17 protein-coding genes are annotated in these 20317 nt (G+C 74.6%); 1 reads left to right on the forward strand and 16 read right to left on the reverse strand.

Features of this window, described 5'->3' with window-relative positions:
• Positions 1 to 82: 82 nt before the first annotated feature.
• The 9 genes from AB0O29_RS09920 to AB0O29_RS09960 all read right to left on the reverse strand — a co-directional run bounded on the left by AB0O29_RS09920 (position 83) and on the right by AB0O29_RS09960 (position 10467).
• The gene (locus AB0O29_RS09920) at positions 83 to 1294 is read right to left on the reverse strand and encodes a saccharopine dehydrogenase C-terminal domain-containing protein (RefSeq protein ID WP_365148846.1); all 1212 of its coding nucleotides are present in this window, start codon (positions 1292 to 1294) and stop codon (positions 83 to 85) included.
• Positions 1284 to 2360, reverse strand: a complete 1077-nt coding sequence (locus AB0O29_RS09925) for a saccharopine dehydrogenase (RefSeq protein ID WP_365148849.1) — start codon at positions 2358 to 2360, stop codon at positions 1284 to 1286. The genes AB0O29_RS09920 and AB0O29_RS09925 overlap by 11 nt, the downstream gene beginning before the upstream one ends.
• Positions 2361 to 2451: 91 nt before the next feature.
• Positions 2452 to 3693, reverse strand: coding sequence for a cytochrome P450 (locus AB0O29_RS09930; protein ID WP_365148852.1), 1242 nt, complete (start codon positions 3691 to 3693; stop codon positions 2452 to 2454).
• A gap of 53 nt (positions 3694 to 3746) precedes the next feature.
• A complete protein-coding gene (locus AB0O29_RS09935; RefSeq protein ID WP_365148855.1) occupies positions 3747 to 4937 on the reverse strand; it encodes an acyl-CoA dehydrogenase family protein in 1191 nt (396 codons plus the stop codon).
• Between the two features lie 10 nt (positions 4938 to 4947).
• A complete protein-coding gene (locus tag AB0O29_RS09940; RefSeq protein WP_365148858.1) occupies positions 4948 to 7281 on the reverse strand; it encodes an iron-containing redox enzyme family protein in 2334 nt (777 codons plus the stop codon).
• Positions 7278 to 8330, reverse strand: coding sequence for a 3-oxoacyl-ACP synthase (locus tag AB0O29_RS09945; protein WP_365148860.1), 1053 nt, complete (start codon positions 8328 to 8330; stop codon positions 7278 to 7280). Before AB0O29_RS09945 ends, AB0O29_RS09940 begins: the two co-directional genes overlap by 4 nt.
• Positions 8327 to 9253, reverse strand: a complete 927-nt coding sequence (locus AB0O29_RS09950; protein WP_365148863.1) for an isocitrate lyase/phosphoenolpyruvate mutase family protein — start codon at positions 9251 to 9253, stop codon at positions 8327 to 8329. Before AB0O29_RS09950 ends, AB0O29_RS09945 begins: the two co-directional genes overlap by 4 nt.
• 41 nt (positions 9254 to 9294) lie before the next feature.
• Entirely contained in the window at positions 9295 to 10134 is an 840-nt protein-coding gene (locus tag AB0O29_RS09955) for an alpha/beta fold hydrolase (protein WP_365148866.1), read from the reverse strand.
• Positions 10135 to 10209: 75 nt separating this feature from the next.
• Entirely contained in the window at positions 10210 to 10467 is a 258-nt protein-coding gene (locus AB0O29_RS09960) for a hypothetical protein (RefSeq protein WP_365148869.1), read from the reverse strand.
• Between the two features lie 302 nt (positions 10468 to 10769).
• On the opposite strand from AB0O29_RS09960, the gene AB0O29_RS09965 reads away from it, so the two are divergent.
• The gene (locus AB0O29_RS09965; RefSeq protein WP_365148871.1) at positions 10770 to 11621 is read left to right on the forward strand and encodes a LuxR C-terminal-related transcriptional regulator; all 852 of its coding nucleotides are present in this window, start codon (positions 10770 to 10772) and stop codon (positions 11619 to 11621) included.
• An 87-nt stretch (positions 11622 to 11708) separates the two neighbouring features.
• On the opposite strand, the gene AB0O29_RS09970 is transcribed toward AB0O29_RS09965, so the two are convergent.
• The 7 genes from AB0O29_RS09970 to AB0O29_RS10000 form a co-directional block, all read right to left on the reverse strand.
• The gene (locus AB0O29_RS09970; protein WP_365148874.1) at positions 11709 to 12911 is read right to left on the reverse strand and encodes an MFS transporter; all 1203 of its coding nucleotides are present in this window, start codon (positions 12909 to 12911) and stop codon (positions 11709 to 11711) included.
• A 72-nt stretch (positions 12912 to 12983) separates the two neighbouring features.
• Entirely contained in the window at positions 12984 to 14213 is a 1230-nt protein-coding gene (gene metK / locus AB0O29_RS09975; RefSeq protein WP_365148963.1) for a methionine adenosyltransferase, read from the reverse strand.
• Between the two features lie 8 nt (positions 14214 to 14221).
• On the reverse strand, positions 14222 to 15583 hold the full coding sequence (locus tag AB0O29_RS09980) for a PLP-dependent aminotransferase family protein (protein ID WP_365148876.1): 1362 nt from the start codon (positions 15581 to 15583) through the stop codon (positions 14222 to 14224).
• A gap of 43 nt (positions 15584 to 15626) precedes the next feature.
• Complete coding sequence (locus AB0O29_RS09985; protein WP_365148879.1) at positions 15627 to 16976, reverse strand: hypothetical protein; 1350 nt, start codon at positions 16974 to 16976, stop codon at positions 15627 to 15629.
• Positions 16976 to 18217, reverse strand: coding sequence for an ATP-grasp domain-containing protein (locus AB0O29_RS09990; protein ID WP_365148882.1), 1242 nt, complete (start codon positions 18215 to 18217; stop codon positions 16976 to 16978). Before AB0O29_RS09990 ends, AB0O29_RS09985 begins: the two co-directional genes overlap by 1 nt.
• Positions 18214 to 18948, reverse strand: a complete 735-nt coding sequence (locus AB0O29_RS09995; RefSeq protein ID WP_365148885.1) for a 2OG-Fe dioxygenase family protein — start codon at positions 18946 to 18948, stop codon at positions 18214 to 18216. The genes AB0O29_RS09990 and AB0O29_RS09995 overlap by 4 nt, the downstream gene beginning before the upstream one ends.
• Positions 18949 to 19019: 71 nt before the next feature.
• On the reverse strand, positions 19020 to 20315 hold the full coding sequence (locus AB0O29_RS10000) for an ATP-grasp domain-containing protein (protein ID WP_365148888.1): 1296 nt from the start codon (positions 20313 to 20315) through the stop codon (positions 19020 to 19022).
• Positions 20316 to 20317: the final 2 nt, after the last annotated feature.

A 20317-nucleotide genomic window follows, 5' to 3' on the forward strand; every position in this document is an offset into this window, starting at 1 on the left:
CGGAACCTCTCGTTCGATGTGCGGTGGCTGAGGTGAGGGGGAAGTGGGGTGAGGGAGGGGTGGGTGAGGGAGCGTCAGGTGGTCATGCCGGTACTCCTGCGGGGGCGGAGGCGGTCGCGGCCGTGGTCTCCTCGTAGCGGCCGGCGAGCCCGTGGGCGCCGAGGAACGACAGCCAGCGGGAGGCCTCCCGGGGGGTCTCGGCGGCCCGGTTGAGCCCGGCGGGGAGGGCGCCGGCCAGGATCCGCGTGACCCCGTAGGCGACGGTGAGGGAGACGCAGCGGGCCATGGCGGACTCGCCGGGGCCGCCGGTGACGTCGAGCAGGCGGGAGCCGCGCCAGTGCTCGCCCGTCCTGGTGCGCAGCTCCAGGGAGACGGACAGCACGACGCGGTCGGGGCCGGCGGGGCCGGCCGGGTGGCGGTCGGCGAGTTCGCGCGCCAGGGCGCGGACGGCGTCCTGGTCCCCGGCGGCGACGGTCTCGAAGACCTCCTTCCAGGCGGCGCGCCAGCCGGAGTCGCGCAGGGTGCCGCGGACGAAGGTGTCGAGGTGCCAGTAGTACGGGATGCCGTACCGGGCGACGAACGGGAGGCTGTCGCGGTCGGGGTGGGCCTCGAACTCCTCGCCCGCCAGGGTCAGCGGGGCGGTCGCCTCCCAGGGCCGGGAGACGGTGAGCTCGGCGCACCCGTCGATGTAGCGGGCCGGCTCGCCGAGCGCGGCCAGGACCCCGTACGGGGCCCGGCCGAAGCGGTGGCGCAATGGTCCGGGGTCCGCCGCGAGGCCTCCGCAGTGGGAGGTGAACACGGCGGTCGCCGGGGAGGGGCCGAACGCCTCGCGGGCCCGGGCGACGAGGTCGTGGGCCATGAGGTGGCCGAGGCCGGGGTCGAGCCCGGCCTCGGTGAGGGTGACCGTACGGGCCCGCGCGGCCGCCCGCCGCGCCTGTCCGGCCAGCTCCGTGGAGGTGTGGCCGGTGCAGGCGAAGTGGGCGGCGCGGTCGACGGCCAGGCCGAGCAGGGGGGCGTGCTCGGCGGCCGGGAGCATGGAGACGAGGACGTCGCCCGCGCCCGTCTCCGCCGCCAGGGCGGCAGGGGCGAGGGCGCGGGCCTCGGCGCGGCCCGCCAGGCCGAGGGCGGCCAGGCGGGCGGCGGCGCGCTCGGCGGTGCGGTCCCACAGGACCACGCGGCGGGCGCGTTCGCAGACGAGGGAGAGCCCGGAGCGGCCGGTGGACGCGCCGGCGCCTATCCAGTGGACGGTGCCGGACGCGGGGGCCGCGGCGGGCGCGGCTAACTCAGCTGACAAGGGGTGCCTCCTGGGCTTCGAGGGCCGTCCGGTAGGTGTGCAGGGCGCGGGCCCAGACGCCGTCCCACTCGGCCAGGCGCAGCAGCTGCGGGGCGAGTTCGGCGGAGAAGGCGGTGCTGGCCTCGACGGGGAGGAGGGAGGGCAGGTTGTCGATGGCGATCAGGTCGAGGGGGCGCTCGCCCTCGCGCAGGGTGCGGACGGGCTCGTCCCAGGTGGTGGTCTCGTCGTAGACGGGCAGGACGTTGCAGTCGGAGGTGACGTCGCAGGTGACGTCGGAGACCAGGGAGAGGCGGCGGGCGGGTTCGTCCAGGTCGGCCTTGGTCAGGAACGGCGGTACGGGGGTGGTGGTCAGGACGGTGTTGACGAGCAGGTCGTGGGCGAGGAGGGCGGTGCGGTCGAGGGCGCGGGTCTCGGGGAGGTCCCAGCGGGTGGGCTCCAGGCCGGCCTGGACGAGGGCGTCGCAGGCGCCCCGGCCGCAGCGGCCGAGGGCGCCGATGACGAGGGCGGCGGTGGTGGCGGGGTCCTCGTCCGCGGCCGTGGCGGCGAGGAGGGCGTCGAGGGCGGGACGGTCGGTGGGGACCAGCGGGGCGGTGAGGGCGCGGCGGTGGTGCAGGACGGCGAGGGCGGCACCGACGTAGCCGGCCCAGTAGCCGAAGGCGGCGACGCGGCGGCCGGCCTCGTCGGTGAGGTACTCCATGTCGAGGAGGGCGCCGCCGCCCGCGGTGAAGCGGTCGAGGAGCTCTCGGGCGCCGGCCTGGCCCTTGTAGGCGTGGCCGAAGTAGATGTGCCGGTGGCGCAGGGCGGGGGCGCCGGGTCCGGCGGGGAGTTCCTTGAGCCCGAGGACGTACGCCCCGTCGGGGGCCTGCTCGTGCCAGCTGCCGGTGGGGGCGGTGGCGCAGCCCGCGGCGGTGTAGTCGGCCAGGGGGAAGGCCCGCTGGGCCGACTCCTCGACGGTGATGCGGATCCCGGCCCCGACGAGGCGGGCGGCGTCCTGCGGGGTGAGGGGGGCGCGGCGTTCGGTGCGGCGGGCCTCGTGCCGCATCCAGAGGTGAATGGTGTCCGACATGGTGCGTTTTGTCCTGTCTGGAGGCATGGGGGTGGGTGACCCCCGGGCCTGATCGCGATGGCGGGGGCTGCGTCCTGGACGTTCAGCCCCCCTACAAGAGCGGGATCCGGGCGTTCGCCAGAGGGCGGTAGGCGGGGGTCGCTGTGGTGCTCCAGCCTGCCGTGCGGAGCTCGTTCACCACGGCGGCGGCGAGGGCCGTGGCCAGCTCCCCGCCCGGGCAGCGGTGGGCTCCGGCGCCGAAGGTGAACACGACGGGATTCACCCGGCCGGGGGAGAGCGTGTGCGGGTCGGGGTTGACGGAGGGGTCGCGGTTGGCGGCGGCGAGGAGGACGAGCACCTGCTGCCCGGGCTCCACGGTGGAGCCGGCGTGGGTGAAGGGCCCGGCGGCGAAGCGCCGGGTGTTCTGGACCGGCGCGTCGTGGCGGACCACCTCGCGCACGAGCGCCCCGGTGTCGGGGGCGTCGGCGCCCCGGGCCAGGGCGACGAGGGTGTTGCCGATGAGGCCGGCGGTGGCGTCGTAGGTCTGGGAGAGGAACCCGATGGCGTTCGAGAGCAACGGCCCGGGGTGGGGCCATCCGCCGCGCTCGGCCGCGGTCACGAGCTCCCGCAGCAGCCCGTGCGGCTCCGGGTGCGGGCCCGCCGCCGGCGGGGCCGGGTCGTGCCGCGGCCCGGCCGGCGCGCCGTCCGGCGCGGAGGTGGCCGCCGGCTCCGCGACGGGCGCCGCCGAGGCCGCCGTCAGGCCCGGGCCCAGCAGTCCGCGCAGGCGGACGGCCGCCGCCGCGGCCGCCCGGTGGTCCTCCGGCGTGGCCGTGGCCGGGATGCAGCGGACGAAGTCGCCGATCGCGCGGGCCGCCTCGCGGTCGGCCCCGTCCGTGAGGCCGGACAGGGTGGCCACCACCCGGGCCGGGACCCCGAACATCAGCTCCTCGTACGGGACTTCGCCGCCCTCCGCCAGCACCTCGCGGGTGAACCGGGCGGCCAGCGAACCGGCGGCGTGCCCGAGGTCGGCGCGGGCCAGTGCCCCGGCCACGACCCCCTTGAGCCGGACCGCCGCCGCTCCGTCCGTCATCCGCACGAGCTCGCCGAAGACCTCCCCGGCCGCCGTCCCCGCGATCCCGGCGGGCACCGGCTCCGCCACCGGCCGCACCCGCAGCGCACCGGCGCCCAGCACCGCGCGCACCGCGGCCGCGTCGGCGGCCACCCACGCCCCGAGCGCCTCGTCGAAGGCGAAGGGGCGTTCGGCCACCAGGCGCGCGTAATAGGGGTAGGGGTCCGCGAGGCGGACGGCCTCGACGGGGGTGGGGCCGACGGTGCTGACGGGGGTGCTGCTCACGACCTGCTCCTTGTTGAACGGTGGTACGGGTGAGGCGGGTTGTACAGGGAGGATCAGGCGGCCACCCGGGCCGCCCTGCGCATGTCCAGCGAGCCCGCGATGGCCATCCGCAGCACCTCCGAGGTGCCCTCGTAGATGCGCAGCGAGCGGATCTGCCGGTACAGCCGCTCGGTGACGGAGTCCCGGACGATCCCCGCCGCGCCCAGCAGCTGCACGGCGGAGTCCACCACGTCCTGCGCGGCCTCGGTGGCGTGGACCTTGGCGATGTTGGAGTGCCGGGCGAACCGGCGGCTGCCCCGGTCGGTCTCCCAGGCGGCCCGGGCCACCAGCAGCGAGGCCGCGTTCAGCTGCACCTCCATGTCGGCGAGCCGGGCCTTGACCAGCTGGAGGTCGAAGAGCACCGCCCCGTACGCCTCCCGCGCGAGCACGTGCGCGAGCGCGGTGTCGAAGGCGCGCCGGGCGAAGCCGAGGGCGGCCGCGCCGACCGTCGTGCGGAACCGCTCCAGCAGGTCCACGGCGACCACGAACCCCTTCCCCGGCCGCCCGAGCACCGCGTCGGCGGGCAGCCGGCAGTCCCGGAAGGCGAGGTGCGCGAAGGAGCGCGGGGCGATCGCGTCGATCCGCTCGACCCGCAGCCCGGGCGTGCCGGCCGGCACCAGGAAGGCCGTCAGCCCCAGCGGGCCCGGGCCCTCCCCCGTCCTGGCGATCACCACGAACACGTCCGCGATGGTGCCGTTGGCGATCCAGGCCTTGCGGCCGTCCAGCCGGTACGAGCCGTCCGGCGCGCGCACCGCCTCCAGCCCCACCGAGGCCAGGTCGGAGCCGGCCTCCTTCTCGGAGACCGCGAACGCCCCGATCAGCGTTCCGGCGGCCATCCCCGGCAGGTGGCGGCGGCGCTGCGCCTCGCTGCCGAAGCGCAGCAGCGGGGTCGCGGCCAGGGCCTGGACGGAGAAGGCGAAGTCGGCCAGGTCCTCGGCGTAGGCGAGGGCCTCGCGGCGCAGGCACACGGCCCGGAAGTCGTCCACGGGGACGCCCCTGGGGTCGAGTTCGGAGAGCCAGCCCGCCGTGCCCAGGGCGCGGACGAGGCGGCGTCCGGCGTCGTCCGGGGCGAGGGCGCGGACCTCCTCCCACAGGACGCGGTTGCCGTCGCACCAGGCCCCGGCCGCCGCGGCGAGGCGGCGGTGGGAGTCCTCGTAGAAGGGGAGCGCGAGGACCTCGGGGTCGAAGCTCGTCGTGGGTTCCATGTCCGGCTCCTCAGATGACCAGCTCGGCGGGGGCGCCGGCGTCCTCGGCCTCGGCCGCGCGCACCCGCTTGACCAGGGCGTGTTCGATGAAGAAGGCGAAGGAGGCGTAGCCGCGCCAGATCCGCCGCCAGGCGCGCCGGACGGCCTCCTCGCCGGAGAGGTGGCGGATCTCGTCGAGGTGGGCGACGACGAGGTCGGCGGACTGGCGGGCGTGGCCGGCGGAGAAGTTGTCGATGGACAGGTGGGCCTCCTCGTAGGAGGCGTCGAGGCCGTGCCGGCGCAGCTTCTGGATCTCGTGCATCCGCAGGGCGCCGAGGCCGAACATCTCGATGCCCAGGTTGTAGCCGAGGATCTCGTCGTAGAGGCTGTCGGGGAACAGGGACAGACAGAGCTGGTGGACGGAGAAGGCGTAGAGGTGGTCCGGCAGCTCGCCCTGGTGCAGGAAGGCCTCCTGCCGGATGTGCGGCAGGTCCATGTCCATGCTGGCCAGGACCTTGTGGATGATCGTGATGTGGTTCTTGGCCATGTCCCCGCGGCCCATCTCGTCCGCGTAGATGGAGAAGAGCATGTCGTCGCTGCGCCGGCCGCGGCGGCCGAGGTTGCCGACGCGGTGGGCCCAGGTGCCGTCGATGAGGCTGCCCAGGGCGTACGTGGACTGCTCGAAGACCACCTCGTCGCGGGAGGGGATCTCGGTGAGCGGCTCGTACGGGTCCACGAGCTTGTCCCAGTAGATCCTTTCGACCCGCTCCAGCAGGGCCTCGGGGGTGTAGGGGAACCAGGAGGCGTCGGTGAGCAGGCCTTCGGCGCCGTGCTCGAAGAGGAGTTCGGCCTCGGCGAGGCCGGCCTCGGCGCGGGCGCGGGCGAGCGGCAGCACGCTGGGGTGGTGTTCGAAGTTGACGAGCCGGTGGAAGAAGCGGCGGTGGTCCTCGGGGCCTTCGGGCTCGCCGACCAGCACGTCGGCGGGGTCGGCGGCGGCGAGCCGGCCGCTCCAGACGCGGGCGGCCGCGTCCCCGGCGGTGACAGGGGTGAGGTCGGCGCCGGCGGGCTCGCCGTCGGCGACGGCGCGGGCCCAGGCGGTGAGGACGGCCGCCTCGGGTGCGTCGAAGACGCCGAACATGGGGCCGCCGAACTTGACGGCCTTCAGGAAGCGGCAGGGTCCGCCGTCGCGGGCGGGGCGCAGCTGGCGGGAGCCGCGCAGTTCGCGGACGAAGGCCGCGGCGTCGAGATCGCCGGTGTCGAGCCAGTCGGTGAGGTGCCGGGTGCCCAGGCGGACGGCGCGGTGCTGGCGGCCGGCGTGGGGGGCGTGGCGTTCGACGATCCGGGCGACCTTCGCGTCCAGTGACAGCCCGTCGTGCCAGGCGGCGAGTTCGGCGAGGGCGGCGGTGTGCTCGCGTTCCAGGCGCAGCAGGAGGCGGACGGCGGCCAGGGCGCGGCGCCGGTCGGCGGGGCCGGTCGGGGACTGCTCGGTGAAGGCGAGGTAGGCGGCGAGCACGGGGCGCACGTCGCTCTCGGCGAGCACCGGCGCGGTGCCGAGGAGGAGTTCGTCGAGGCCGAGGGCGTGGGCCGCGTAGTGGACGCCGACGACCTCGGGGAGGAAGGAGGCGGGCAGCCGGGACAGGGCCAGCCGGAAGGCGCCGTGCAGGGCGGTGAGCGGGCGGGCGCCGGCCTCGTCGAGGAAGGCGGAGGCCTCCACGCCGGGGAGGTGGACGCCCTGGACGGTCAGGGCGCGGCGGCGGCGGCCGAGGAGGCCGGCCTCGGAGGTGCCCTCGCCCTGGAGCAGCCAGTGCTGGCCGAAGAGGCGGCCGACGATCTCGGCGGGCTGGGTGGCGGCCTGGGAGAGGGTGTCGAGCCAGCAGCCGCCGGTCAGCGCCAGGGGTGCGCGCTGGCGCAGTACGGCGGCGCGGACCTCGGGGTCGGGGTGGGTGCGCAGCGGGGCGAGGACGGCGGCGAGTTCGTCCCGGGCGGCCAGGACGTGGGCGGCGACGGCGTCCGCGTCGGCTCCGGCGGCCAGGGGGTCCGGCCCGTCCCCGTACGCGCCGTGCTCCCTGTCCGCGCCGTGCTCCCCGTACGCGCCGTCCTCGTCGGACGGGGTGAGGAAGGCGGCGAGGACCCGGCGGGCGGCGAGCAGGACGGCCTCGCTCTCCTGGTCGGCGATCAGGCGCCGGAAGAGTGCGTCGGGCGGCCCGGCGGTGATCCGGGCGGCTTCGGCGGCGCCTTCCGGGGAGGCCTCGAAGGGGCCGGCGGGCAGGGAGGTGGTGAGGTCGGGGAGGGCGAAGGCGGGCGCGTAGGAGCTGCGCGCCATGTCGAGGGAGGTCTCCTCGTCGGGGGTGAGGGGCGCGCTCATGCCGGGGATCCTCCGGATACGGATGTGTGTACGGGTTCGGTCGCGCGGGGCGGGGTCCCGGGGGTGCGCGCGGCCGTGGGCAGTGCGCGGAGCAGGACGGCTATGCGCACGCCCGGGACGCTGGAGGCCAGCAGGTAGTGCCCGTGGGGCTGGAGGGCGCCGTCCCGGGCCCGGTCGACGAGGTTGATCAGCGGGTCGGCGGCGAAGCAGTGGCCCACGCGCGGGATGTTGTCGAGGAAGAGCTGCTCGCGGGTGAAGCCGGCCTGGCGTTCCTTGAGGACGACGAGGGGCTTGTAGAGGTTGGCGTGGAGCACGCCCAGGATGTCGCCGGTCTTCATGCCGGCCTCGTCGAGGATGCGCCGGTTGACCTCGCGGGCCAGGTCGGAGCTGATCTCGTTGGACCAGTCGAGGCCGGCCGGGTCCTGCGCGCCGGCGCCCGCGACGATCTCGTAGGCGTCGGGGCCGAGGGGGTCCGCGCTGACCAGGCACGAGGCGGCGCCGTCGGTGAAGAGGGCGAAGTTCTCCATGCGGACGGACTCGTCGGTGACCCGGTCCGCCGTGACGACCATGACGGTGCGGTGCATGCCGGAGGCCACGTACGCCTGGGCGGTGCGGATCCCGGCGAGGAGGTTCGCGCAGCGGCCGAGGGTGAGGCCGGTGAAGGCGGCGGTGCCGAGCCCGGTGGCGGCCATCACGTTCTCGACGAAGGCGCCGTGGGTGCGGGGGCCGCCGGGGAAGCGGGTGGAGCACAGGATGAGGCAGTCCACGTCGGCGGGGGCGGCGCCCGCCGCGTCGAGGGTGGCGCGGGCGGTCTCGGCGGCGAGGGTCTCCAGGGACTTGGCCGTGCGGTGGACGGAGCCCCAGCCCCACAGGTCGGCGCGGGGCGGCATGCCGAACCGGCGGGCCCGCTCGCGCAGGCCCTCGACCGTGGTGTGGTCGCAGCGGAGTTCGCCGAGGACGTAGCGGGGTGCGGACAGGTGGACGGCTGCGGGGGCCGGTCGGGCCCCCGGGCCGGCGGGCGCGGTGGGTGTCGCGTGCGGAAGGCTCACGGTGCCGGATCGCTCTCTCGGTCGGCTGCGGACGGGGCGTGCGGGGCGGGGGCGGCGGGCACGGCGGCGGGCGGGGCGGCCATGAGGGCGTTGGCCTCGGCGTAGGGCAGGGCGTCCGCGCCGAAGTCGAAGGTGCCCGACTCCGTGATCTCGCGGGCGGCGCGGGTGAGGGCGCCGAGCGCGGCGCGGGACAGGGCGGAGCCGGTGCTGATCCGGCGGACGCCGAGGGCGCCGAGTTCGGCGACGGACAGCTTCAGGGTGCCGGTCATCAGGACGTTGACGGGCCGGGAGACGGCGGCGCAGACGGCGCGGACCGCCTCGGCGTCGGGCAGGGCCGGGGCGTAGAGCACGTCGGCGCCGGCGGCCTCGTACGCCCGCAGCCGGCGGATGGTGTCGTCGAGGTCGGGCCGGCCCAGGAAGAAGTTCTCGGCGCGGGCGGTGACGGTGAAGGGGAAGCCGAGCCCCTTGGCGGCCTCCACGGCGGCGGCGACCCGCTCGACGGCCTCGTCGAGGGGGCGCAGCGGGTCCTCCTCGCGGCCGGTGGCGTCCTCGACGGAGCCGCCGGCGAGGCCGGCCTCCGCGGCGAGGCGGATGGTCTCGGCGACGTCCTCGGGGCGTTCGCCGAAGCCGCTCTCCAGGTCCGCGGTGACGGGCAGTCCGGTGGCGTCCACGATGGCGGCGGCGTTGGCGAGGAGTTCCGCGCGGCTCACCCGGCCGGCTCCGTCGGGGCGGCCGAGGGCGTGGGCGAGGCCCGCCCCGGTGGTGGCGAGGGCGGCGAAGCCGAAGGAGGCCAGGATGCGGGCGGTGCCGGCGTCCCAGGGGTTGGGGACGACGAAGGGGCCGGGGCCGGTGTGCAGGTCGCGGAAGGCCTCGCCGCGGCGGAGGCGGGCGGCGGGGTCGGCGCTGGGGCGGAGCTGGCTCATGGGGTTCCTCGCTGGGGTGCCGTCGTGCGTCGGGCGGGCCGTCAGATCAGCTCAACGTACTCATCGCCGCGGACGGCCGGTCCGTGTGCGGACGGCTCCGTCACCTCCGCCGCGGCCGCCGCCGCGCGGGCGAGGGAGCGCAGGACGGAGGTGGCGGCGTCCGGCCGGTCCTCGAGGTAGAAGTGGCCGCCGTCCGCCCAGTGGCGGGCGGGCGGGGCGGCGCACTCGCGGGACCAGGCGTCGAGGGCGGCGGGGCCGACGTGCCGGTCGCCGGTGCCGTTGAGCAGGGTGACCGGGACGGTCAGCGGGGGGCCCGGGCGGTAGCGGTGGGCGGCGACCATGCGGAAGTCGGCCTTGAGGTGCGGCAGGAGGAGTTCCTGTACGGCCTCGTCCTCCATCACCTCGGGCGGCAGTCCGCCGAAGAAGCCGACGGCCTCGGTGAAGGCGCGGCCCTCCAGGCGGGCCGCCTCCACGACGCGGGGGGTGGGCAGCAGGGAGGGGGCCGCGCAGCCGGAGGCGACGAGCCCGGCGAAGCCGTGTACGCCGTCCAGCCGGCGGGCCACCTCGAAGGCCAGGGCCGCGCCGAAGCTGTGGCCGAAGAGGAGGAACGGCCGCGTGCGGGGGCCGTCGCCGGCCAGGGCGATGGCGGCGGCCGCCCCGTCGGCGAGGGCGGCGAGGGAGGCGGGGGCCGGTTCGCGGAAGCGGTGGCCGCGGCCGGGCGGGCAGACGGCGGCGATCAGCGCGTCGCCCTCCAGGGCGGGCTGCCAGCCGAGGAAGGTCCGGGGGTTCCCGCCGGCGTGCGGGAAGCAGTAGAGGCGGACGGCGGCGGGGGCGGATCCTGCGGCGGTCTCGGAGGTCAGGAACCAGGGGGAGGCAACCACGAGGATCAGCCATTCCTTTGCCGGTCGGTCGGTGACGGGAGGTGATGCAGTGCAGGACGGGGTGTCCGTGGGCGATCAGTTCCAGCCAACGTCGTCGGACGAGGTGGGGGTGGGCGCGGGGGTGGTCGCGGGCTGCGGGTTGTTCCAGCCCACGTCGCCGGCCTCACCGTTCTCACCGGCGGCGACGTGCGGGTTCACGAGGTTCCAGCCGACGTCGCCGGAGCGCAGGTGGCTGACCGAGCCGGCGGGGGAGACGTCCTGGGCGGCATGGGTGGCGAGTCCGGCGACCGCCGTTCCGAGCCCGAGGGCCACGCCGGCCGTCGCGAGAACCACGCGTCCGCGGATTCCCGAAACACGGTTGGCCGGACGAGTCACCATGCGGTTCTTCCCCATTTTGCCCAGTCCCCTCGAGTCGTTTCGCCTTCAGGCATTCCAGGAACGCCAAACCGAGGCGGTATCCGGGTGGTCCTGATCTCCGGTGCGCCTTCTCGGTGTTCGTTCCTGCGGTGAGACCAAATCTCTCCTGCCCGCTCGAGAGGAACTAGACCTACGATGGCTCCGGTTTCCGCATTGCGGGAACCCACGGGGTCTCAACCCCTGCAAACAGCTCCATACCGGACAGACAGGGGTGGGTAGTGGACGTAGTCAAATACGTCAAAACCGCACAGAGCGGTGCACCTGAGGAGCTGTGCAAGGCCGCGGCCGGGGAGCCGCAGGCCTTCTTGCGGGAACTCGCAACGCACCTGGGCCTGCTGGCGCAGGAGGCGGCGCAGCAGGCGGCGCTCGCGCCGGTGGCGGCGGTCGAGGCGCCGGCCGAGGAGGTGGTCGGCCCGGGCGTGCGGTACCTGCACGGACTGGGCAGCATCTCGACGGCGATCAACGAGGCCCTGGGGGCGGTCCGGCGGGACATCCTCACCGCGCAGCCCGACGGGGCGCGGCCGAGCGCGGTGCTGAAGGACGCGCTGGAATCCGTACGCCGGCAAATCTCGGCGGGGATCGCGATGCGGACCCTGTATCAGCACACGACGAGATTCGACGAGGCGACGAAGGAATACGTTCGCGCGGTAACGGAATATGGCGCTCAAGTACGGACGCTCGAAGAATTCTTCGATCGTCTGATCATCGTGGACGACGTCGCCTTCATTTCGGCGAACGAGGAACGCACCACGGCCATCTCGATTACCGAGCCGACCATCGTACGATTTCTGCGGGACACGTTCGACAAGGCCTGGGACCGGGCCAAGCCCTTCCCCTTCGTCCCGCTGCACGCCGCGCGGGCGGCCGACGAGGTGGTCCCGGCGATCCGGGAGTCGATCAGCCGGCTGCTGGTGGAGGGTTACTCGGACAAGGCCATCGCGCGCCGCATAGGGATCAGCGAGCGCTCCCTCCAGGCCCATATCGCGGCCATCAAGCAGGAACTCGGCGCACACAACCGATTACAGCTCGGATACCTCCTGGGGCGCAACGAGACCACCTATGTGGTGTGACCCTGCCCGGCTCCGGGCAGCGGAAGGGCCGGCCTCCCCCTGAGGGGCGGCCGGCCCGGTGCCGCGCCGTACGTCAGGTCGTCCGGTTCACAGTGCCTCGGCCTCCCGGGCGAACGGGGCCGTGCGGACCAGGGCCACGGCCACCAGGACCGCCGCCGCCCCCGCCGCGCAGGTCAGGTTGAAGGCCGCCCCGTGACCGAAGCGTTCGGCGAGCTGGCCCGCCGCCAGGGCCGCGATGCCCTGGCCGACGATCAGACCGCTGCCCAGCAGGGACATGGCCTCACCCATGCGGGCCGGCGGGGCCACCCGCTCGGCCAGGCCGAACAGGGCGATCAGGTGCGGGGCGACGGCGATGCCGATCCCGGCGACGGCCGCGGCGGCGCCGAGGAAGCCCTCCACGGCGAGGAGTGGCAGCAGCAGCACGGCCTGGGCGGTGATGGCGATCCGCAGCCGGACCGTGAGGTCCTGGTTCCCGGGCCGCAGGGTGACGGCCATCCCGGCGAGGGCGCTGGTCACCGCCATGGCGCCCCAGACGAAGCCGGCCTTGCCCGGGTCGCCCAGGTGCTGGGCGAGGGCGCTGATCCCGGCGTTGGCGCTGCCCCAGATCATGCCCTGGAGCAGGGCCATGGCGAACAGCACGCACAGCGCCGGGGACAGCAGCGCCGTGGTCGCGCCGCCGGCCGTACGGGCCCCGCTGCCGCGGGGGGCCGTCGGGTGGAGGGCGAACAGCACGCCGAACACGGCGATGAGCAGGCCGGCCAGCAGCAGTCCCGCCACCGGGTGGATCAGCATCACGGTCAGGCCCGCGAGGGCCGGTCCGGCCATGAAGCTGATCTCGTCGATGGTGGTGTCGAAGGACAGGGCCCGGCCGGTCAGACCGGGGTCGTCCCCGGTCAGCGAGATCCAGCGGGTCCGCGACAGCGGGCCGATCTGGGGCACGGTCAGGCCCACCAGCAGTGCGAGGACCGCCTCGGCGAAGGCCCGGGCGTCGGCGAGCACCGCCGCGACCAGGGCGGCGATGGCGGCGGCGTTGGCGAGCGAGGCGGCGAGGACGACCTTGCGGTGTCCGAGCCGGTCCGCCATCCGGCCGAGGGGCGGCCCGCCGACGGCCTGGCCGGTCCACAGCATGCCGGCGGCGAGGCCGGCGCGCCCGATCCCGTTCAGCTCGGTCAGCATCAGCAGCGTGCCGATCGGGCAGATCGCGGCGGGGAGCCGGGCGAGGAAGGAGATCGCCGGGAGGGCCGGGCCCGCCAGGGAGGTGACGGACCGGGGGGCTGTGACGGCAGACAAGGGAGCTCCAGGAGGTTCGGGCCGGATCCCGCGACGGGCGGCGGGGCGGCGGACAGCTGCGGCGGAAACGGCCTACGCGCCGAAGGCGACGGCCTGCAACTGTGCGGTGCGGTCGGTGCGTTCCCAGGTGAAGTCGGGCAGCTCGCGGCCGAAGTGGCCGTAGGCGGCGGTCTGGGCGTAGATCGGGCGCAGCAGGTCGAGGTCGCGGATGATCGCGGCGGGGCGCAGGTCGAAGACCTGGACGATGGCCTCCTCGATCTTCCGTACGTCGACCTTGGCGGTGCCGAAGGTCTCCACGAAGAGGCCGACGGGCTCGGCCTTGCCGATGGCGTAGGCGACCTGGACCTCGCAGCGGGTCGCGAGGCCGGCGGCGACGACGTTCTTGGCGACCCAGCGCATCGCGTAGGCGGCGCTGCGGTCCACCTTCGACGGGTCCTTGCCCGAGAAGGCGCCGCCGCCGTGCCGGGCCATGCCCCCGTACGTGTCGATGATGATCTTGCGGCCGGTCAGCCCCGCGTCGCCCATCGGGCCGCCGATCTCGAAGCGCCCCGTCGGGTTGACCAGCAGCCGGTAGCCCTCGGTGTCCAGCTTGATCCCGTCCGCCGCCAGCAGCGCCAGGACGTGCTCGACGACGAACTCGCGGATGTCGGCGGCGAGGACGGCCGCCTGGTCGGCGTCGGGGCCGAGGAGGGCCTCCAGATCGGCGGCGGCCGCGTGCTGGGTGGAGACCACGACCGTGTCGAGGCGGACCGGCTCGTCCCCGTCGTACTCGACGGTGACCTGGGTCTTGCCGTCGGGGCGCAGGTAGGGGACGGTGCCGTCCTTGCGGACCTCCGTCAGCCGGGCGGAGAGCCGGTGCGCGAGGTGGATCGGCAGCGGCATCAGCTCGGGGGTCTCGTCGCAGGCGTAGCCGAACATCAGGCCCTGGTCGCCCGCGCCCTGGAGGCCGAGCGCGTCCTCGCCGTCCTTGCCCTCGGCGTCCACGCCCCGGGCGATGTCCGGGGACTGGGCGCCGATGGACACCGACACCCCGCAGGAGGCGCCGTCGAAGCCCTTCTTCGAGGAGTCGTAGCCGATCTCCAGCACCTTCTCGCGGACGAGCTGCGCGACCGGGACGTACGCCGACGTCCGCACCTCGCCCGCGACGTGCACCAGGCCGGTGGTGACGAGCGTCTCGACGGCCACCCGGGAGTGCGGGTCCTCGCGCAGCATCGCGTCGAGGATCGTGTCGCTGATCTGGTCGGCGATCTTGTCGGGGTGCCCCTCGGTCACGGACTCCGAGGTGAAGAGGCGGTTGGTCATGGTGTCGTTCATCTCCCGGTGGTGCGGTTGTGGACCAGGGCGGCGAGGCGGCCCAGGCCCAGATCGATCTGTTCGGGTGTCAGGACGCTGAAGGACAGCCGGATCTGGTGCGTGCCCCCCGCTCCCCCGTAGAAGTGCCGCATGGGCGTCCACAGCACCCCGAACCGCGAGGCGGACAGTTCGAGCGCCGCCTCGTCGGTCTCGAAGGGCAGGGTCACGACGGCGAACATCCCGCCGCCGGGGACGTTCCAGCTGACCGGCGGGCCGGACGGCGGGAAGTGGCGGCGCAGTCCGTCGAGCACGGCGCGCAGGTTGCGGGCGTACACCTCGCTCTCGCGCCGGGTGGCCGCGGTCATGCTGCCCTCGTGCTCCAGGAGCCTGCCGCCGATGACCGCCTGGGAGACGGTCGAGGTGTTGAGCGTCAGCATGCTCTTCAGCTTGGCGAGCTGGTCGGCGAGCAGCCGGCCCTCGCCGGGGGCGGCCCCGGCGACGGGCTGGTCGGCGAGCACGTAGCCGACGCGGGCTCCGGGGAAGGCCGTCTTGGCGAAGGAGCCCACGTAGACGACGTTGCGGTGCCGGTCGAGGGACTTGAGGGTGGGCAGCCGCCGCGCCCCGGCGTTGAAGAGGGAGTACGGGTTGTCCTCGATGACGAGGAGGCCCTCCGCGGCGGCGGTCTCCAGCAGCCGCTCGCGGTCGGGCAGGCTCATGCTCAGCCCGCTGGGGTTGGCGAAGTCGGGGACCACGTAGCAGGCGCGGGGCCGCAGCCCGGCCGCGCGGGCGGCGCGCACCTGGGCGACGAGGTCGTCGACGTCGATGCCGCCCGCGCCCTCCCGCACGGGGCGCACCGGCATGTCCATGAGCCGGGCGGCGCCGAGGAAGCCCACGTAGGTGGGCGCGGGGGCCAGGACGACGTCCCGGTCGTCGGTGCGCAGGGCCCGCAGCAGCAGGACCATCGCCTCCTGGCAGCCCGTGGTGACCACGATCGCGTCCGGGTCGGCGGTGATGTCCTCGTCGACGGCGAGGTTGCGCACCAGCAGTTCGGTGAGCAGGCCCTTGGTGTGCCCGTACTGGAAGAGGGCGGTGCGCACCTGGGCCGGGGTGCGGCCGAGGTCCTCGCGCAGGTGGCGGGTGAAGCGTTCCAGGTGGGCGTGGAGCTGGTCCGGGTCGTAGAACTCCTCGTACGGGCGGCCCGCGGCGAAGGAGACGGCGTCGGGGTAGCGGCCGGCGATCTCGTTGAGCAGGGTCATCGAGCCGAGCACCGGGTCGGACAGCGAGCCGTGGAGCTCGTCGAGGGCGAGCGGGTCCCGGGTGCGGAACCCGTCCGGGACCCGCCCGGGCGGCCGGGTGTCGTGGAGGGTGGTGGGCGTCATGGGGCGGCCCCTTCCGCGGAGGACGGTACGGGGGCGGCGGTGTTCACGGCCGCTCGGGACGGGTGTGGAGGCAGGTGCCCGTGCGGGCCCCGTTCGCCAGGCTGATCACGCCGCCGTCCGGGTCGGTGGTGCCCCGGATGAAGGCCCCTCCGTAGCCGTGCCCGGCCAGGAAGATCCCCCAGTTGAGGACCATGGGCTCGGTCTCGTCCGCGCCCTCGCCGACGGGGAACTCCTCGGTCACCGGCCGGACCCGGCGCTGGGCGATGTAGGGGCCGCCCGCGAAGGACTCGACGGCGCGGTCCCACTCCTCCTGGCCGGTGGACCAGCCGGGCAGGACGTCGAGGCCGCCGTGGGAGCCGGTGGCCTTGACGACCAGGTCCTCGCGGTGCGCGCGGACGTAGGGCAGCAGGTCGACGAGTTCGCCGTCCACGTGGACCTTCTCGTCGCGCAGGGTCCGGCTCCAGGGCAGGAAGGAGTCGATGAGCTCCCGCTCGGCCGGCGTGAACGCGCCGCGGTTGCGTTCGTCGCTGAGGACGGCGAAGCAGCCCTTGCTGCCGTACACCTCCGGCTCCAGCGGGGTGAACAGGGCGACCCGGCCGTCGCTGGCCGCGTCGTGCAGGGGGCGCAGGAGGGCGGCGTCCGCGGGGGTGACCACGTCGTCGATGACGTAGAAGCGGTGGACGGCGTCCAGTCTGCGGCCGCGTACGTACAGGCCGTCGGGGCGGGCCTCGACCTGTCCGGCGTGGCAGGGGACGGCCTCGATGCCGTACGGCCTGAGCAGTTCGGCCATCACCCGCAGCCGGGGTTCCAGGGAGGGGAAGCTGTCGGGCCAGTCGACGAGGCCGATCACCGGGCCGGCGGCGAGGTCGAGGGCGGGCAGGGCCGCCTGGAGCGCCTTGACGAGCACCCAGGTGGTGTCGGTGGTGTCGGCGCCGTGCTCCTCGGCGAAGGCGGACACGTACGGGTCGGCGAGCAGCACGTCGTCGATCAGCGGGGTGTCGAAGCCGCCGAGCGGGCTGCCGACGTTGAGCTCCAGGATGCGGAAGCCGCTCTCCTCCTCGTACAGGTCCGAGCGGGCGAAGCGCGGGACCGCGCGGGGCGTCCCGTCCGCGCTGAGGGCCGTCGCGATCTGCAGCGGGGACCAGCCGACGGTGCGGGCGAAGGCCCGTACGTCCCCGTCGTGGAGCCGGTGGGGCAGCGACAGCAGCAGGTCGAAGAGGTCGCTGAGCCGCCGCCCGATCGAGCGGACCTGCTCGCCCTCCAGCAGGACGGGGCGGCTGAGGAAGCGCTCGCCGAGGGCGGTGCGCAGCAGGTCCGCGTCGGCGCAGGCGTGGGCGAGGCGGGCGCCGGGGCGGGGGCCGGCGAGGTAGGCGCGGGTCAGGGCGTTGGGCATCAGCCGACCTCCACCCGTACGTGGGCCATGACGGCGTCGGCCGCCGCGTTGACCTCGGTGTTGTCGGCGGCGCAGAGGATCACGTGGCCGACGCGGGCGTCGTTGCCCTTGTCGCGGACGCCGCCGACCCGGGTGCCGGGGGCGTCGGTGTCGACGGCCATGACGTGCGGCGAGGAACCGAGTCCGGTCAGCCCCCGGAAGGTGCCCGGCTCGTACGAGGTGAAGAAGCGGATGGCGGCGGCCCGGTCGTGGGCCGGGGCGGTCCGGGGCGGCGTGCCGGTGACGGCCTCGACGTAGGCACGGGCCTCGTCGATGCCGTGGGCCATGCGCATCAGGCGCACCACGTGGTCGCCGGGCAGCCGGGCGCCGACCTCGATGACCTTCGCCCCGCCGCCGGGGGTGAGCTTGAGCTCGACGTGCGCGACGCCGTTGCGGACGCCGAGCGCGTGCAGGGCCTGCTCGACGGTGCGGCGGATCAGGTCCAGGGACTCCCGCGGCAGGTCGGCCGGGACGGTGTGCCCGGTCTCGACCCGGTAGGCGTCCCGGGTGGTGAACTTCTCGGTGACGGGCAGCACGGCGACGCGGCCGCCGGAGACCACCGCCTCGACGCCGAACTCCACGCCGTCCACGTACTCCTGGATGAGCACCGTGGTGTCGAGCGGGATGAGGTGCGGGGTCTCGACCGGCCAGGACCGGGCGAGGGTGAAGGCGGCCGCCAGTTCCCCGGGCGCGCGGACCACCGAGACGCCCCAGGAGGCCGACTGCTCCGCCGGCTTCACGACGACCGGGTAGGCCAGGCCGCTCCCGGCGATCCCGGTGAGCGCCGACTCGTACGTCGTGGCGAGGACGGTGCGCGGGGAGGGCACGCCGTGCTCGGCGAAGAGCCCGGCCATGACCCGCTTGTTGCGGCAGCCCGTGGCGCGCTCCGGGTCGTTGCCGGGCAGTCCCAGTTCGGCGGCGAGTTCGGCGACGAGCGGGCTGAGGAACTCCCAGCCGCACAGGACGCCGGTCACGTCGTGGGCGCGGGCGTGGGCGGCGAGCTGACGCCGGGCGGCCTCGGGGTCGGCGAAGTCGGTGAACAGCACGTCCTCGCCGATGAGCTCCTTGAGCGCCGGGGGGTAGGACTTCTCGTAGACGTCCTCGTGGGTGACCACCGTGACCCGCAGGCCGAGCTCCTCGGCGGCCCGCAGCAGGTAGGGCCCGGTGTTGCCCATGGCCTCGAGGAGCAGCAGCCGGCTCATGCGGCCACCGGGCCGTGCGCGGCGGGGGCGTGGGCGGCCGGTACGGGGGCGGGCGCGGGCGCGGGGAAGAAGTCGACGAGCATCATGTCGCGCACCGCGTACGGCAGGTCGGCGCCGGGCTCGATGGCGGAGACCCCGTGGAAGACGCGGCGGTCGTCGATGATGATCGTTTCGAAGGGTTCGGTCAGCCGGGTGCTGAAGAGGGGCGCGCGGTCGCGGTCGAAGAGCTGGGAGTGGCCGCCCTCGACGTTGTCGCGGTGGATCAGCACCTGGGCGACGAAGTGGTGGCCGTCCTCGTGGATGCCCTCGGGCGCCGGCAGTCCCGCCGCGTCCCGGGTGGCGGTGATGCGGATCTGGTGGACGCCGACGGCTCCGCCCGCCGTGTCGAAGGTGCCCGGGAGCCGGTCCAGCAGGCCCCGGACGAGCGTGGCCAGTACGGGGGACTGCGCGACCGCGTCCTCGACGGGCGCGAACTCCCGGGCGACGCCGCCGTGCAGGGGGTTCACGTCGAGGGACTGGTGGAAGGCGCCGTGCGGGGCGCGTACGAGACCCGCGTCCGTCAGCCGGAACTCGCTGTAGCGGCGGCGCCGGTAGTCGGCGCCGCCCTTCAGGTAGCCGTCGACCGGCATGTCGTTCCAGGATTCGCGCAGCAGCTTCACCTCGGCGTCGGTGTGTCCACCGAGCGTGGCGCGGACTTCGGCTGCGGGCAGATGGACGTACGGCTGGGACATGGCGGGTCGACCTTTCACTTGCGGGAGGAACGAAAGCGCGGCGGGGCGCGCGGCCGGGGTACGGCGGGGCGTCAGCGGACCGCCTGCGCCGCCGGGCCCGTCAGCAGCTGCTTGAGCTGGAGGGTCATGTCGGCGGAGAGCACCCCGTACTCGGCGTCCAGGGCGGTGATGCCGTCCAGGAAGGCGGATTCGGCGCCGAACTCGCAGGTGGCGATCAGCAGGCCGCCGTACTCCCTGCCGTCGACGACCAGCGTCGGGGTGACCTGGACGATGTCGAGGCGCTCGTGGGCGGCCGCGACGAAGGCGTCGGTCACGTGGTTCACGGGGAACTCCAGGGACCAGCGGCGGCGCTCCAGCACCGGCTCGGGCTGGGCCGGCCAGGTTCCGAGGAGGATCTCGGTCATGGCGAGGTAGGTGTTGCGGCCGGACGCGGCCACGCCGAGGGCGGTGGCGCCGGAGACGCGGGGGTTGATCTCCAGGACCCAGTAGGTGCCGCCGCTGTAGATGATGTCGAGGTTGATGACGCCGGTGATGCCCAGGCCCGCGCAGAGCTTCTTCAGCTTCTCGGCGACCGGGACGAAGGCGGCGTCGTCGGCGGGGCGGGGGGCGGAGGAGCGCAGCTCCCAGAAGGCGAAGGTCGGCTTGCCGCCGGTGGGGCCGGTGAAGCACAGCGGCTGGACGGCGTACTCGCCGTCGGCGCCGACGAGCTCGACGGTGCACAGCTCGCCGGTGATGCACTGCTCCATGACGTGGTTGCCCTCGTCGGGGGTGGCCAGGTACTCCTCCAGCGCGGCCCGGTCGGGGATGAAGCGGATGCCGTTGCCGGAGCTGCCCCAGACCGCCTTGGTGAGCAGCGGGAAGCCGATCTCCTCGGCCTTCCAGCGGATGATGTCCGCGTAGACGGGGACGTCCGCGCCGCCGTTCTTGAGGAGGGTGCCGTCGACGAGCATGCCGCGCGGGGTGTCCAGGCCGTAGTCGGCGAGGATCTTCTTGGTCTCCCACTTGTCGGCGAGCAGCCGGCTCGGCTCCGGGCCGTTGGTGACGGCGGGGATCCCGTGGGCGGCCAGCTTCTCCTTGACGAGGGCGTCGCGCAGGCCCGCCTCGTCGGGGAAGGCCAGCGAGACCACGCCGTCGGCCCCCCAGGCGAGGATCCGCTCGGCGATCTCGTCGGGACGGGCGTCCTCGGGGAGCTTCTCCCAGGTGCCGCCGGGGAAGTCGGCGGCCTCGCACTCGCCGTCGGTGAAGAAGATCCGCGCCTCGATCCCGGCGTCGGTGACGGTGCGCGCCAGCTCCGGGATGTACGGGCCGGCCCGCGAGATCGGGATCGAGCGGATGTAGGCGATGCGCTTGATGTCGGACTCGGTCATGT

It is taken from the genome of Streptomyces sp. NPDC089915, assembly GCF_040684675.1.
In the GTDB taxonomy this organism is placed as follows: domain Bacteria; phylum Actinomycetota; class Actinomycetes; order Streptomycetales; family Streptomycetaceae; genus Streptomyces.